This window comes from Streptomyces fodineus (assembly GCF_001735805.1).
GTDB lineage: Bacteria > Actinomycetota > Actinomycetes > Streptomycetales > Streptomycetaceae > Streptomyces > Streptomyces fodineus.
In genome coordinates this window covers 8303048-8317257 of the sequence record NZ_CP017248.1, presented here as the reverse complement: position 1 = coordinate 8317257, position 14210 = coordinate 8303048, and the positions used below count along the sequence as shown (strand labels likewise).

Annotated in this window: 12 protein-coding genes and 2 pseudogenes; 7 read left to right on the top strand and 7 right to left on the bottom strand. The window is 67.8% G+C overall.

Annotated features, from left to right (window positions below):
• The first annotated feature begins 49 nt into the window (after positions 1-49).
• Positions 50-631, top strand: a complete 582-nt coding sequence (locus BFF78_RS36090) for a hypothetical protein (protein WP_069782292.1) — start codon at positions 50-52, stop codon at positions 629-631.
• 117 nt (positions 632-748) lie between these two features.
• On the opposite strand, the gene BFF78_RS46460 is transcribed toward BFF78_RS36090, so the two are convergent.
• Positions 749-1492 carry a hypothetical protein gene (locus tag BFF78_RS46460; RefSeq protein ID WP_159033104.1) on the bottom strand — a complete coding sequence of 248 codons (744 nt, stop codon included), beginning with the start codon at positions 1490-1492 and terminating at the stop codon, positions 749-751.
• Between the two features lie 468 nt (positions 1493-1960).
• Here BFF78_RS46460 and BFF78_RS36080 point away from each other — a divergent pair, with 468 nt between their 5' ends.
• Both BFF78_RS36080 and BFF78_RS36070 read left to right on the top strand, forming a co-directional pair.
• Positions 1961-4063: a PrsW family glutamic-type intramembrane protease gene (locus tag BFF78_RS36080; protein ID WP_227026170.1), complete on the top strand. Its 2103-nt coding sequence runs from the start codon at positions 1961-1963 to the stop codon at positions 4061-4063.
• 7 nt (positions 4064-4070) lie between these two features.
• Entirely contained in the window at positions 4071-4559 is a 489-nt protein-coding gene (locus BFF78_RS36070; RefSeq protein WP_069782290.1) for a hypothetical protein, read from the top strand.
• 24 nt (positions 4560-4583) lie between these two features.
• On the opposite strand, the gene BFF78_RS36065 is transcribed toward BFF78_RS36070, so the two are convergent.
• Positions 4584-5879: an IS701 family transposase gene (locus tag BFF78_RS36065; RefSeq protein ID WP_069782289.1), complete on the bottom strand. Its 1296-nt coding sequence runs from the start codon at positions 5877-5879 to the stop codon at positions 4584-4586.
• Between the two features lie 109 nt (positions 5880-5988).
• Here BFF78_RS36065 and BFF78_RS36060 point away from each other — a divergent pair, with 109 nt between their 5' ends.
• Positions 5989-6393 (top strand): growth inhibitor PemK, encoded by a 405-nt coding sequence (locus tag BFF78_RS36060; RefSeq protein WP_069782288.1) that lies wholly within the window; start codon positions 5989-5991, stop codon positions 6391-6393.
• Between the two features lie 186 nt (positions 6394-6579).
• Positions 6580-7089 (top strand): hypothetical protein, encoded by a 510-nt coding sequence (locus BFF78_RS36055; RefSeq protein ID WP_159033103.1) that lies wholly within the window; start codon positions 6580-6582, stop codon positions 7087-7089.
• 346 nt (positions 7090-7435) lie between these two features.
• Here BFF78_RS36055 and BFF78_RS36050 read toward each other — a convergent pair whose 3' ends face one another.
• The 5 genes and pseudogenes from BFF78_RS36050 to BFF78_RS36025 all read right to left on the bottom strand — a co-directional run bounded on the left by BFF78_RS36050 (position 7436) and on the right by BFF78_RS36025 (position 11563).
• Positions 7436-7843 (bottom strand): acyl-CoA thioesterase, encoded by a 408-nt coding sequence (locus BFF78_RS36050; protein WP_069782286.1) that lies wholly within the window; start codon positions 7841-7843, stop codon positions 7436-7438.
• Between the two features lie 77 nt (positions 7844-7920).
• On the bottom strand, positions 7921-8850 hold the full coding sequence (locus tag BFF78_RS36045; RefSeq protein WP_159033102.1) for an MmyB family transcriptional regulator: 930 nt from the start codon (positions 8848-8850) through the stop codon (positions 7921-7923).
• Positions 8850-9943 (bottom strand): IS630 family transposase gene (locus BFF78_RS50530; protein WP_472573257.1). Its coding sequence is split into 2 segments (ribosomal slippage): positions 8850-9479 and positions 9482-9943, totalling 1092 coding nucleotides; the frame shifts between segments, so codons are not numbered across the junction. Before BFF78_RS50530 ends, BFF78_RS36045 begins: the two co-directional genes overlap by 1 nt.
• 82 nt (positions 9944-10025) lie before the next feature.
• Complete coding sequence (locus BFF78_RS36030; RefSeq protein ID WP_227025995.1) at positions 10026-10871, bottom strand: trypsin-like serine peptidase; 846 nt, start codon at positions 10869-10871, stop codon at positions 10026-10028.
• Between the two features lie 294 nt (positions 10872-11165).
• A pseudogene (locus tag BFF78_RS36025) lies at positions 11166-11563 on the bottom strand (ArsR/SmtB family transcription factor).
• A 96-nt stretch (positions 11564-11659) separates the two neighbouring features.
• Here BFF78_RS36025 and BFF78_RS36020 point away from each other — a divergent pair.
• Complete coding sequence (locus tag BFF78_RS36020; RefSeq protein ID WP_069782282.1) at positions 11660-13654, top strand: heavy metal translocating P-type ATPase; 1995 nt, start codon at positions 11660-11662, stop codon at positions 13652-13654.
• A gap of 192 nt (positions 13655-13846) precedes the next feature.
• A pseudogene (locus tag BFF78_RS43990) lies at positions 13847-14143 on the top strand (Fur family transcriptional regulator); the annotation flags it as partial.
• Between the last annotated feature and the right edge of the window lie 67 nt (positions 14144-14210).

The window sequence follows — 14210 nt, the reverse complement described above, 5'->3', positions numbered from 1 at the left end:
GGGCTGCGAGGTGGAGGCGCCAGTGGCCGTTCCTGCCTAGGGTGGCGCCATGACGAACGCCGCCGACGAGCAGCGACTCGATGTGATCGCGCGATCCCTCAACCGGCACGAATGGAACCCCACGCTGGAGGAAATCGCCGTCGGTGATGCTTTCCTCCGGGAGTGTCACCGGGACGAGGAGCCGAGTCAGTGTTTTCCCCGAGGGCCACAGGAGTGGGACAGGCTGCGCACCGAGGGGATCGCGGGTCTCGTCGCGAGGGTCTCCAGGCTGGACAGAGAGCTGTTGCCGTTGTGGAGGAATCGGCTGCCGAGCGACTCGCCGGTGATCGCTCTGGTCGTGATCTACGTCCGCGCTGCGCAGCCCATCTTGCGTCACGCGGATGACGTCCTCGCGGCCTGGCAAGGGGCCGTTCGGCGGGAACCCACTAGGGATGAGATCGCGGAGGAGGCGCGCCGGCTGCGTGTCTCACCCGAGGAGGCGGAGGCCATCTGGCGTTTCGAGGAGGCCCGCCACTGGGAGTCACAGCCGCCGCGAGGTCCCTTGTGGGATGAACTGCTGCCGACCTGGGCTCGCCTGATGGCTGTGTCCTCGGTCATGGCCGCCGCGGTCACCGGAGACGTGGAGTACTGATTCGCCCCAGGGGCTGTCCCAGACAGAGATAGCTCGGAACGCCTTCGCTATGTCGGCGTGATTGCCACCGGCCATGCGCCTCTCTGCCGGAGGTCCGAGCAGATGGGCAGGTCGCGGCTAGAGTTCGGAGCCCGGCAGGTCTGGCCAGGTGGTGAGTTCGAAGTCCCCCAGTTGCACGGCGAAGTACTGTCCGTCTTCGACCAGGCCCAATTGCTCCGGTGGTACAGGCATGTTCGGTTCCTGGACAGGGTGGCGGCGGAACTCTATGACCTGCTCCAGCCACTGGGCGAGTTGGACGTCATAGTCCAGGCCGCGGCGCTTAGGCGGTGATGGCATCTCCGGGCCACCATGTTGCACCGTGACTTGATTGCGCCACCACCACAGCCAGCAGTACAGGAGTGCCGGAAACAGCTCCACTGGGGCGCCGGCCGTCTCGCTCGTCATGGTGAGCAGTAGACCGTGCTGTTCGTTGTCCGACGGCTGGAATGTCGGTCGAAGCCCCACACGGCAAGAGCGGTCGTCCACCAGGGCTCCTGCTGTCGTCGCCACGACCAGTTGCGACATGAGTCGGTCCACGACCAGTTCTGGCGCCTCGGCTTCCCCTACCCAGGCTGCGACCGCCCATGACGTCTTCGCGCCGCGCGCGAACGCCGCTGCACTCTCCGCGTCCCCGTGTGGCCCTGCGTCGACTGCGGTGAGGAATGAACTCAGCAGCTCCTCACCTGAATCGGGATCCGTCTGGGGATCGTGCCGGCTCAGGTGGACTGTGAGTACTGAGTTGGGGGTGGCGCCGCCGACGGCGCGAGCCTCGACGCGGGCGATACCCGCCCAGGATCGGCCGCGCTGACGTGCCGGGTGCATCCGACGCCCTCCTAGCCGCTGGTGGTCAGCCACCGTACGCCATACCCGCCGGCGCCTGCGTCAGTCCCGGCCTGCGGCTGGCCGTTCTGCTCTCTCAGCGGGATTCAGGGTTGGTGGAAGAGGTCAACAGGCACAGAAGACAACAGACAACTGCCTCTCACTGGCACGAGCCGTAGGCAGATGGACAGGCGTGCGGCCAGCGGCACGGCTTCCGGGCCCTTTGATGCCACGGACAGAGCGTCTCCAATAGGAGTCCAGGACGTACTCGCAGACGATCAATGTCGTTGCCGCGGTGAGCATGTCGCCCTCGTGGCTTACCTGCACAGAAGGGGGCATTTGCAGCTTGCTTGCATCATCCAGTCGAGCGTCACAACTCGCTTGCTGCTGAGGCGGTTAACTGAATAACATCCCATTCACCATCGCGAATCGAATGTTGTTTCGGCGCATCGGGGGCCTGCTGTGACGTTGATGATGGCGGTGGCCGCCGTCTGGGGTGTGCTGCAGCTGTTCGCCGTTTCGTGGCCGACGCGTTCGGTGCGTTTGTCGACGGTGCTGCTGGCGCTCGCGGTGGGGATGTATGGGTGCGGCGTGGCGACGGCGTTGGTGGAGCTGGCCTACACCCGCATCTACGCGGACCAGTCGGGGCAGCCGCTGGTCACGGTGGTGAACACCACCAGCTACACGGTGGCTCCCTGGGTGGAGGAATTGATCAAGGCCGCCCCATTGTTACTGGCCGGGCTGAGCGTGAAGGTTCGCCGCCAGTGGGGGCTGACCGACTTCGTGGTGCTGGGTGCGGCGCTGGGGGGCGGGTTCGGTCTGCTGGAGGCGGTACTGCGGTACGGCCTGGACGCGAACCGGGCGATAGCCCGCGGCGGGGGCTGGATCATTCCGGACAGCTTGTCGCCGCCCTATGTGCCGGGCCTGGGGCAGATGTTGACGTCCTGGCTTCCGGCACCGTTCAGCCAGCTCGATCTGGGCGGCCCGCCGGTCACGGAGACCTTCTCGCATCTGGTGTGGACGGCCGTGGTCGGCTTGGGGGTTGGGCTGCTGTGGCGTGCACGGGGATGGCTGCGCCTGCTCTCGGTGCTCCCGGTCGCGGCCGCCGTCGTACACCACACCGTGAACAACTACGTAGTGCAGAAACCCATCGGCCCGGCCAGGCACTGGCTTGAATCTCTGGACGCGAAGGCGTGGGCGGCGCCGCTCATATGCCTGGCTATCGCCCTGGTCGTCGACCTGCGCCACATTCACCGCGGTAAGCGCGTCGTGTCGGGTGTACTGCTTGCTTCTGAGCGCGTCGACGGTGACAGCGCGGGAGCCCTGCTGCGGTATGCGGCCTGGCGTCTGCCATGGAGCCTGCTGATCGTCCTGCGCTACATCAGGCTGCGGCGCTCCCTGCTGTACGCCGCCGCGTCGGGGCCGCCCGCCGACACCGAGGACCTGCGTCGGGTGGCCGCCGGGATCACCGCTCGGATGGACGCATCCGACAACCCGCACGTATGGCAGGCGCTGAACATCCGCGCCTTGCTGAAGGCAGCCAGAGCAGCCCGCGGTTCCCGTGAGCGGTGGCTCCTGGTGATCCCGTGTGTGCTCGTACTGCCATCGTTAGTGTTCTTGGGCGTCGGCTCGTTCACCTCGACTGCCGGTCTCCAGAAGTTCTTCAGCGCCGGCTCAGGGCCGAAGATCCTCATGTGCTTCGGCATCGCCGCTCTGGCCTGGATCGCCTACCAACTCAGCACCTTACTTCGCTCCTGGCGGAGGGCGTCGGCACAGCCCACGGCGGAACTGCTGGCGGTCCACCGCTTCCGTGTCGGCACCGCACTGGGCTCGGCCACCACCGGCGCACTCCTGCTGTGGCGCGGATTCGGCGAAGCCGGCCCCGGCGGCAGGGCGATCCACACGCTCCACCTGCTCGACGCGCTGAACACCTTCCTGGTCTATCTCGGCTTCGCCCTCCTCCTACTCTCCCTGCTCGCCCTGTTCCCTCCCGGAGGCCTCGCGCTCGCCGGAGGCGGGGTTGCCGGCGCCCTCACGGCTGAAGCCGCCCTTAACGCTGGCGTCCTTGGTGCCGCCGGTGCCGTGCTGATGGCGGTTGGGGCTGGGGGAACCGGTGCGAGCGAGTCGGGCGGCGGGAAGCGAGGGGAAGTCCCGCAGTGGCTGCGTGACAAGTGGAACGAGGGACGACAGTTCAACGAGGACAATTGGCCGCGCTACCCGGCAAACGAGATCTACCTCGAAAACGGGAAAGTCCTGGACTCGTACCGACCCGGAAAAGAGATCGTATCGCGCAAGCAGACGCAGATATGGAAGATCAAGCCGGACACTTTCAGGAATTACCTACGTGAGATCAATCAGAAATATAAGACGGGAACAAAGATCCCGGACACGCCAAAGGCGCGCAGAGAATACCCGCAGTTGATCGGAAAACCCTTGAAGGGTAAGTATTATCTAGAAGTCCCGGTTCAGTCCCAGCCTGTGCCAGACTGGGCACTCAGGGAAGCGGCGGACCACGGCGTGATAATCCGGGACGTGCAGGGCTTCGTCTACCGGCTACCGAAGGGCACGGGCTGAATCAACCATGATCTGGACCTACTGCGAGCAGTGGAACAACCTCACCGAGACGCCCATGAACCCGCTGACGCCCGAACAGGCTCAAGCTAGGCATGCGGCGGGCCAGTTGTACACCGCTGTTACCTCCCCCGATGAGCACTCCGCCGCGACACTGCGCGTGGAAATGCGCCTGGAAACCGGGTACACTTCAGTCATTTTCATGGATGAGCACGGCCGCGACTCCCTCGACTACACCTTCACCCTCATCAACGGCTCTCTCTTCCTGGAGACAGCAACCTCGTACGACTATGGTGATTCGCAGGAGCGAGGCGGATATGCAGACGCGGAGCGCATGGAATCCTACGAGTTCACCATCGATGGGATCATCCGGCGCACTGTAGAAGTCGATGGCGAGGAATCCAAGGAAAGTCGTCATGGCATTGACGTCGCCAGTAACTGGGAGTCGGTTCCCAACTTCGGAACCTATGATGCATTGATCCGACGCGACCGTGCTTGATACTCCAGCCGTAAATCGTGATCTTCACGTTCGAGCGGCTTGCCGCCGGTAGTGGCTGGTCTGGGATCGAGCCTGGTGGCGGCGTCGCCAGTCGGACCAGCCAAGCCGGTGGACCGGGTCAAAGGCAGGCCGGATGACGAGCGTGATGAACAGCCGTTGGATCTCCTTGCAGGTGAGCGGTATGAGGGCGTCTGGTGCGGGATCGCGGTCGTGTTCGTTCGCGCGGACGACGGCGAGGAAGGCGTGCGCGAGCATGGCCACGGTGACCCAGCGGGACCAGGACGGGTAGCGGCGGACCTGGTGCTCGTCCAAGGCCGCCAGGCCCTTGCCGGACTGGAAACACTCCTCGACCCGCCACCTTGATCCAGCGACGCGCACCAGGGTGGTTAGCGGCACTGCGGCGGTCGGCGAGTAGCAGCGGTAGTACGTGAGTTCGCCGGTACTGCGGTTGCGGCGGATCAGCAACTGCCGGCTCCCGGGCCGGAGGTCGGTGAGGTCGATGACGGCCCAGTCGTAGAAGCGGTGGCCCTTGGCTCCGCTCCCTGCGGACAGCTTCTGCCAGGCCCTCTTGGGCACCTTCCTGGCCAGCGTGTCCGCGCGGAACTTCCCGGCGCCTGTGGTGACTTCGTGCGAGCAGGCCACCGCGAGGACGTAGCCGGTGCCGCGTTCTTCCAGCGCGGCGCGTAGCGTCGGGTTGCCGCCGTAGACCTCGTCTCCCGAGACCCAGGCGGCCCGGTGGCCGACGTCCAGGAATCGGGTGACCATGCGGGCGGCAAGCTGCGGTTTGGTCGCGAATTCGGTCTTGTCACCGAGTCCGGCGGCCCGGCAGCGGTCGGGGTCCGAGGTCCAGGAACGCGGAACGTACAGTTCCCGGTCTACCGCGGCGTGTCCGCGGCGGCTGGCGTAGACGAGATGGACGGCGACCTGCGCGTTCTCGATCCTGCCCGCGGTGCCGGTGCACTGGCGCTGGACACCGACGGTGTCGGTGCCCTTCTTCACGTCGCCGGTCTCGTCGACCACCAGAACCGTCTGGTCGTCCCGCAGATGCTCCACCACGTAGGCCCGCACGTCGTCGCGGACCTGGTCGCCTTCCCACTTGGCCCGCCCGAGCAGGTGCTGCATGCCGTCCGGGGTGCTCTCTCCGGCCCACTCTGCGATGGTCCAGCAGTTTTTGCGCGGCAGGTCCGACAGCAGCCCGAGCACCAACCGCCCGACCCGACGTCGGGGTTCGACCCGTGCGAACCGGCCCGCGATCTGGGCCATCAGGCCCTCGAACGCCTCCTGCCAGCGGGCAGGGTCTACGCTGTGACCTGCGGCCATCGCATGATCTTCAGTCTTCACACACCGATGATCAACGGTGGCCGCACCTGTCTCCACAGCGCGTCAGGGCCGCGCAGCGTCTGTCTGCCGTCATGTGTCTGGAGGACTTGTGCAACGTGGCGAAGTCTGGTGGGTCCAGTTCGACGAGCGGAGGTTGGTCGTACTGCTGTCGGGAGACGGCACGTCCGGGATCCGGGTGATGCAGGTCGTCGCTCCGGCGGGCGTCGACATCAGCGGTCTGGGCATCGAAGTGACGGTCGGCGCCGGTGAAGGACTGCCGTTCGAAGGCGTGCTGCGGCTCGCGTTCCCGCGTCCAGGCTTCACCCCGTGCACGTGGCTGACCACTGTGTCCCGGGACGACCTGATAGAGCGGGCGGCCGTCCTGTCCTCCGTGAAGCTCAGCGAGATTGACGACGCCCTCCGACTCGCTGAACAAGCGCAGGAGCGGACCCCGGCCACGACCGCGAAGCTCAGCGAGATAAGGGATGCCCTCCGTCTCGGTGAACTCGGGTAGACGGAGAAGGAGCCGACGCCCGCGACGGCGTGGGCGATCTCGGGCGAGATGATCGACACTGGCCACCTGCTGCCTCGGCGCCCCTCACCACCGAGATCACGATCTACGGCTGGAGTACTGACTCTGCGGGACTGCTGTCTGATGGGCAACGGGCGTTCTGGTCCGTCCACCAGTTGCGTCAACCGCATGACTTCGGACGAGCTTGCCGCCTACGAAACTACTGGCGACAGCGCCAGGTATGCGACTTCAGGCAAGACCATCTTCGAGCGCTCCGTACAGCCCCTCACACGAGTGGTCGACAGGATACTCCTGGTGGTCAGCGGCGCACCGCCCATGGGCGCCGAGGTCCTGGTCAACGCCGGTATTCATCAGGTGCGCAGCAGCTGGCTGGCCGCTGTCGCCTGGACCGTCGATGACGAGCAACACGTGTGCTCCGAGCCACCGGCTTACTTCCGGATCAGGGGATACGACCGCCACGAATACGCGGACGTATCCCCTGCCGTTCTGGAGCCGCTCCCGGACTGGGCCGGCACTTCGCCGTCGTCCGCCTTCGGCTGGGTAGCGAGCCAGGCGGCGGCAGCCACCACCACCTGGGTGCCCCCGTCGGCAGCATGTCCTTCGCGGGCCAGGTTCACCGCCTGCGTACCGCCCGGCACCGTGGTGAGGTGTTCCAGCGCCGACTCCTGGTACTGCTGAGGGGCGTACTCCTTGATAAGGTCACGAGCCCCTGCAGCCAGCGTGGCGTGCTGCTGTACGCGTCGGCGCTGCTGGGGTAGTACCGCTGGTGGACAGCCAACGCCGCAGCCCTATCCGACCGTGCGCGCAGTCTCGAGGAGCTGCCCCCACCGCCGATGCACTTGGACATCACCGAGGCATGGCGCACGTTCCGGATTGACCTGTCCGAGCCCGAACACACCAAGTGGCCGACAGTCCCCCTCGCCTGAACGGCTGGCGCGAGCACTACGTCATGAGCTAGCCAGACGCCTGTCAATCACGTTATGGGGCAAGGCCATTGGGTGCGCCTGCACCTAGACAACGCCTGTCAGTTCTCGGTGTAACGGGCGAGAAAGTCCAGCTCGGCTTCAGAAATGCGGCGCGGCCTACCGGTGTCCAGGTTGTACGCAGCCATCGTGGTCGTAGCCTCGGCGTACAGCTGGCCGTCGTCCCGGATCTCGTAGCCGAGTTCGAGCCTGGCCCCCCGACATGCGACGACCCAGACGTTCACGTCCACGGGCTCCTCGCGGTACGGCAGCGGAGCGCGGTAGTCGACGATGGACCGGCCGACGACGAATGCGTGCTGGCGGCGGCCGGCCTCGTCCTCGGGCAGCATCTCCTGAAACATCCGTGTGCGTGCCTCCTCCATGTACTGGAGGAACTTCGCATTATTGACGTGCCCGTACGCGTCCGCGTCGGCCCAGCGCAGCGGGAGGGGATAGGTGTACTTCTTCACGGGAGGGTCTTTCTAGTCTGAGGGTTAGGTGCAGTGGGCCCGCCGGCGTACGGGGCGACTCTCGGCGGGCCTGTGGTCTAGGACTCTTGGATCGCCGCCCGCCTCTCTGGCGCTCCGATATCACTTTGCTGGATCGCGTGCAGGACGTCGTGGAGCACACGCTGCTCGATGTCGCGTTCATCGAGTAGCTGACCAATGCGCGCCGTTGCCGCCGAGGGGGCCGCCGGCAAGGCGGCGCGGACCAGCTGGCGCATCTCGGCGAGGCAGGCACCCTCCAGGGTGTCCCTGGGCACACGGGCGATCACTGTCGCCGGGGAGACGTGGGTGACGGCCCAGCATCCAGCTGTCTCTTCCACTGCCCACACCACGGTGCGCTTGTCGAGCGAGAGCGTCAGCTGGGCATCGGGGCCCAGGATTCTGCTGATCGACGGCATCGGTACGCCGTTCGCCCCAGCCTGCGCTGCTGCTTCTTCTGCGGTGGCAACGACCGTGCGGGATGCGAGCGTCGCCGCTTGCCGACGCCAGCGGGTGGCGGAGTCCTCGGCTGCACGGTTGTGTGCGTGCCGCTGTGCTATCGCTACGCCCTCCTGGTCGACGCTCGTCGCCGCCCAGGCGTTACGGATACCTCCGAGGGCGTCGCGCTCGTCGTCCTCGTTGCCCTCGACCCACGTGATCACGACGAATCGGCAGTCGGGCATCGAGGCCGGGTAGAGGACGTGACTAACCACTTCGATGGTCTCCCAGCCCAGCGTCGGAACGTTCATCCGGAAGACGTGTCCGTCGCGCGTCTCACCCATGTCGTGCTCGGTATCCCAGATGCGCCGCACGTCCGGGTCCTGCTTGACGTCGTCGATGAGCCGGCGCAACTCGACGTCGTTCGGGCGGGTGGCCTGGGCGAACTTCAAGATCTTCACGTAGGCCGAGGCGTGCTGGTCCCAGTCCTGGTATTGGGTGCGTGCCTCGGGTGCGGTCAGTGCCCAGCGGATGAGGTTCGCGCCCGGCTGCATTACTGATCTCTTCGGGTTGTTGTCGGCAGCGGGGTGAGTGCGAGTCCGGTGCCGGTGAGGCAGCCGTCGATCAGGTCGGGGCGGAGCTGGATGTGGCGCAGACCTCGGCGGAGGGTGCGTTCGAGGTGCTCGTCGTCGGTGAAGGCGGTGTTGGCCAGCGGGCCGCGCCGTAACAGCGACCAGATGCCCTCGACCGGGTTCAAGTCGAGTGCATATGAGGGCAGTTGAACGATGGTGAGCCAGTCGTGTGCGGCGGCGTACTCACGCATCCCGGCAGCCCGGTGGGTGTTGAGATTATCCCAGATCAGCACGATGGGAGCCTGGAGCTGGATGTGGGCGCGCACGACCAGGTCGCGGTAATCGCTCCAGGCGAAGGTGTCGCGTCCTTTGCCCCGGTGCTTGCGGTGGCGGCGCGGCCGGTAGATCAGCCGGGAGGTCTCGCCGGGCTTGTAGCAGCACATCGCCGCGATCGACCAGCGGCGCCAGGAACGACCGCGTACCCGCACCACCGGCGTGTGCCCACGCCGGCCCCAGGTGCGGGCGCGCGGTGGCGTCATCGAGAACCCGGCCTCGTCCTCGAAGACGATGTACGCGCCCAGCGCCGCCGCAGTCATTCCGCCTGCGGCCACACATCCTTCTTCCACAGGCCCACCGCCTGCTCGTCGCGCTCGAGGGCTCTGCGGGCAGGACACTGCCAGGACCAGCCGTGCCGGTGCAGCAGCCGCCACACCGCCGCCGAGGAGCAGTCCAGCCTGAACTTCCTGGCGATCAGCACCCTGATCCGGGCCAAGGTCCACCGCTGGTCCTCCCAGCCGTGCACGGCCGGCCCCACCGCCAACTCTTGCTCCAGCTCGGCGAACTGGCCATCGGACAACTTGGGCAGTTTCGGCGGTCCCGCAGAGGCGAGCGCGTCCATCCCGCCCTCCCGCCAGGCACGGCGCCAGCGTTCCACCGAACGCTCACTGACCCGCAGATCCTTCGCGATCACTGCGGTTCTCTCACCGCGAGTGAACCGCTCACCGGCCTCGTACCGGATCCGCTCGCGAAAGTGCCGCCGCTCCGCGGTCAGCCCACCACCCTGCGCATACCGCATACCACCGGCCTACCGCAGGGATCACCACACGTCACCACCCCCGACAACAACCCGAAGAGATCAGTAGTCGGGTTCCTCAACGTTACTGTCCGACATCGTCGGCTGCGGGCCGCCTTCGCTCTAGGTAGTCCTCGTCCTGGGCGCGCCGGTAGAGCTTGGCGATGTCGTCGTCGAAGTACGCGGCGTAGGAGACATCGTCCTGGTCGCCGCCGCCCTCATGGCCGCCCAGGACGCCGATGACCGTGCCGGCGTGGCTCCTGGGGTCGTAGTCGGCGAGCCAGGGGCTGCCGCTGGTCCCGTCCTCGAGGCCGGTGCACTGGATGCGCAGCTGGGTGTCGCCGAACTTCGTGGTGTGGTTCCGGCATGAGACGGGGGTGTCACGGCTGGCGGGATAGCCGGTGATCTTGACCTTGTTGTCGAAGCCGCGGTTTACGCCGAGGGTGTTGCCGCCCAGGACGTCCTGGATGTCCTTGCCGTCCTTCTGGTCGAGGACGAGGAAGGCGAAGTCGAGGTCCTCGTCCTGCGACTTGGCCCAGCGGTCGTCGACGACCACCTTGCTGGCCTTCCACAGGCCGGTGGGTTCGTCGCCGTTGCGGTAGCCGGGGGCGAAGACCAGGTCGTTCAGCGGCTGTCCGGAGTCGGCGTCGAAGGCGCAGTGGGCCGCGGTGATCAGCATGTTCCGGCCCGGACTTTGCACCACGCTCGCCGTGCAGAAGTGGGCGCCCTGGTCGTCCTTCTCGAAGACCGCGCCGATCCGGGCGTTCTCCTCGGTCCTGCGGGGGGTGTACGCGTTGCCGTCATGGGCCGCGGCCGTCGCGGAGAGGTCCTGGTCCTGGCCCCGCAGGGACCGGCCCGCCTCGCCGGACTTGCCGAAACCGCTGCGCCAGCTGCTTCTGGCCGCATGGGTTACCGCCGTGGCGTCACCCACCACTGCGATTGGCGCGACGATGACCAGCGTCAGGGGCAAAACGGATTTCCTGGCTAGCGGGCGCACAAGGTCATTATCGACGCGGGCCGGGAAGTCAGGAGGGTGCTTCACCGGGAGGCTCCCGTCACACTCCACCGCCTCAAGGGCACCGGCCTGTCAGCCCGCACCCGCAACGACCTGGACGCCGTCACCGCCGAGCTCAATAGCCGCCCAAGCTAGGCGCGCGCCAGCGTCGCTGACCCGATGGCGTACTTCCGGTCGATCGCCCACACCGGCATCGCCACGTCCTGTCGGTCAGCGGTTCACGCCGAGCGTGGCCTCCTCCACATGGTCCGCGTTCGAGGCGTCGCTGAGCCCGAGCCGCAGGTGCTCGATGTGGTAAACGGCCTGGTCGAGGAGTTCGGCGACGTGGTTGTCGTAGAGCGCGTAGATCACCGAGCGGCCCTGGCGCCGGCCGACGACGAGGCCGAGGTTGCGCAGCAGGCGCAGCTGGTGGGAGCAGGCGGACTGTTCCATGCCGACCTCGGTGGCGAGTTCGGTGGCGGCGCAGGGGCCCTCGCGCAGGCGGGAGAGGATCAGCAGCCGCGAGGGGGTCGCCAGGGCCTGGAGGGTGGTGGCCACCCGGCAGCACTGTCCGCGTCCAGGCGGGTGCGCGGGACGGGGTTGTCGGCGGGAGCTGCTCCATGGCCCATGGTGGCCATCATACAAGCCATACTTGAAGAGGTCTTCATATGTACCTGTATGGTGGTTGAGTCGTTCTGCCCTGCCCTCCCGAAGGGTTCTTCGTCATGTCTTCCACCCTCACCGAGCGGCCCGCACCCGCCCCGACTGCGCGCCCGGACGCCCCCTCCCGGCGGCGAACCCGGGTCTTCGCGCTGCCCGAGGCCCGTTGGGCCGCGACGGCCACAGCGCTGTTCCTGCTCGCCCTCCCGCTACAGCTGACCGGCGCGCCCGCCGGGATGTGGGGATCGCTGTACGGGCTCGCCTACGCCGCCGGCGGCTGGGAGCCCGCGCTGGCCGGACTGCAGGCGCTGCGGGAGAAGACTCTCGACGTCGACCTGCTGATGATCGTGGCCGCGCTGGGGGCCGCCGCTGTCGGCCAGGTCATGGACGGCGCCCTGCTGATCGTCATCTTCGCCACCTCCGGCGCCCTGGAGGCGCTGGCGACCGCCCGCACCGCCGACTCGGTGCGCGGACTGCTCGACCTCGCCCCGGCCACCGCGACCCGGCTGCACGGCAACGGCACCGAGGAGACCGTACCCACCGCAGATATCGCCGTCGGTGACACCGTCCTGGTGCGGCCCGGCGAGCGGATCGGCGCCGACGGACGGGTGCTGGACGGGGCGAGCGAGGTAGACCAGGCCACCATCACGGGCGAGCCGCTGCCCGTGGCGAAGGAACCCGGCGACGAGGTGTTCGCGGGCACCCTCAACGGCACCGGCGCACTGCGGATCAAGGTCGAGCGGGACGCCTCGGACTCGGTGATCGCCCGGATCGTGCAGATGGTCGAGGAGGCGTCGGAGACCAAGGCGCCGACCCAGTTGTTCATCGAGAAGGTCGAACAGCGCTACTCGATCGGTATGGTGGCGGCCACGCTCGCCGTGTTCGCGGTGCCGCTCGCGTTCGGCGCCGCGCTGACCGGCTCGCTGCTGCGGGCCATGACCTTCATGATCGTCGCCTCGCCGTGTGCGGTCGTCCTGGCGACCATGCCGCCGCTGCTGTCCGCGATCGCCAACTCCGGGCGGCACGGTGTGCTGGTGAAATCCGCGGTGGTGATGGAACGCCTCGGTCAGGTGGACGCGGTGGCACTGGACAAGACCGGCACCCTCACCGAGGGCACCCCGCGCGTGACCGTCCTGCGCCCACTGCCCGACTCAGGGCTCACGGAAGGACAGTTGCTCCGGCTGGCAGCAGCGGCCGAGCACCCGAGCGAACACCCGTTGGCCCGCGCCGTCGTCGCCGCCGCACGCGCCCGAGGGCTCGCCCTGCCCGACGCCGAGGACTTCACCTCCACCCCGGGCGTCGGAGTCACCGCCACGGTAGACGGCCGTAAGATCGCCGTCGGCTCCCCCGCCCGGCTGCTGTCCGGTTCGGAGGGCGCGCACGGTTCGGAGGGCGCGCACACCGCCGTCGCCGCCGAACTGGAGGACGGCGGGCACACCGCGGTCCTGGTGGTGGCCGACGGCACGCCGGCCGGAGTCATGGGCATCGCCGACCGGCTGCGGCCGGACGCCACCGCCACAGTCGCCTCCCTCACCGCGCTCACCGGGACCGCGCCGACGCTGGTCACCGGCGACAATCCCCGCGCCGCCGCCCGCCTGGCCGCCGAGGCCGGTATCACCGACGTCCGCGCCGGACTGCTCCCGCAGGACAAGGTGGCCGCGGTCCGGGAACTGGAGCAGGCCGGCCGCAAGGTCCTGGTCGTGGGTGACGGCGTCAACGACGCGCCTGCCCTGGCCGCGGCCCACACCGGTATCGCCATGGGCCGGGCCGGCTCCGACCTCGCCTTGGAGACCGCCGACGCGGTGATCGTGCGCGACGAACTGGCCCCCGTGCCCGCCGTGGTGGCCCTCTCCCGCCGGGCGCGCCGCCTGGTCGTGCAGAACCTGGTCATCGCCGCCGTGTTCATCTCCGGCCTGGTCGTCTGGGACCTCACCGCCACCCTCCCCCTGCCCCTCGGAGTCCTCGGCCACGAGGGCTCGACCGTCATCGTCGGCCTCAACGGCCTGCGGCTCCTGCGCGAGGTCGCCTGGACCCGGGCCCTCACGGAGGCCCGCGCCTGACCCTCCAGGCCCTCGGCCCGCCGCACCGGCACGGGTGCAGCGGGCCGTTGCCGTCCGACTGCTTCGGCGGCCCTTCCGCCACGGTGGCGCCGGTCGGCCAACACATGAGCGATCACTCATATGGACATGGATTTCATTTCCATCTACGGTGGAGCGTGCCGACCCGGCACAAGCCATAGGGGGTGATGCGTCATGGGCGGCCGGATGACCCGACAACGCAAGGCCGTCATGCGCGCACTCGCGGGCTGCCAGGACTTCGTCTCGGCCCAGGAGTTGTACGCCCATCTGGTGTCCGGCGATCACGCGATCGGACTGACCACCGTCTACCGCGCCCTGAGCGAGCTGGAGGCGGACGCCGGCGTCGATGTCGTACGCGACGAGGCCGGCGGGCGGCTCTACCGGCTGCGCCCCGCCGACGGACACCGCCACTACCTGATGTGCCGCGACTGCGGTCGCAGCCGGCCGGTGGACTCCGAGGTCGTCGAGGAGTGGGCGGGCCGGATCGCCGCCGGCACCGGCTTCACCGCGGTCGAGCACACCGTCGAACTCACCGGCG

Excerpts from the sequence above, each read along its gene's own strand:
- BFF78_RS36090 (WP_069782292.1), top strand. The coding sequence starts at position 50 with ATGACGAACGCCGCCGACGAGCAGCGACTCGATGTGATCGCGCGATCC.
- BFF78_RS36045 (WP_159033102.1), bottom strand. The coding sequence starts at position 8,850 with ATGCAGCCGGGCGCGAACCTCATCCGCTGGGCACTGACCGCACCCGAG.
- BFF78_RS36020 (WP_069782282.1), top strand. The coding sequence starts at position 11,660 with ATGTCTTCCACCCTCACCGAGCGGCCCGCACCCGCCCCGACTGCGCGC.
- BFF78_RS36080 (WP_227026170.1), top strand. The coding sequence starts at position 1,961 with ATGATGGCGGTGGCCGCCGTCTGGGGTGTGCTGCAGCTGTTCGCCGTT.
- BFF78_RS46460 (WP_159033104.1), bottom strand. The coding sequence starts at position 1,492 with ATGCACCCGGCACGTCAGCGCGGCCGATCCTGGGCGGGTATCGCCCGC.
- BFF78_RS36070 (WP_069782290.1), top strand. The coding sequence starts at position 4,071 with ATGATCTGGACCTACTGCGAGCAGTGGAACAACCTCACCGAGACGCCC.
- BFF78_RS36055 (WP_159033103.1), top strand. The coding sequence starts at position 6,580 with ATGACTTCGGACGAGCTTGCCGCCTACGAAACTACTGGCGACAGCGCC.
- BFF78_RS36065 (WP_069782289.1), bottom strand. The coding sequence starts at position 5,879 with ATGGCCGCAGGTCACAGCGTAGACCCTGCCCGCTGGCAGGAGGCGTTC.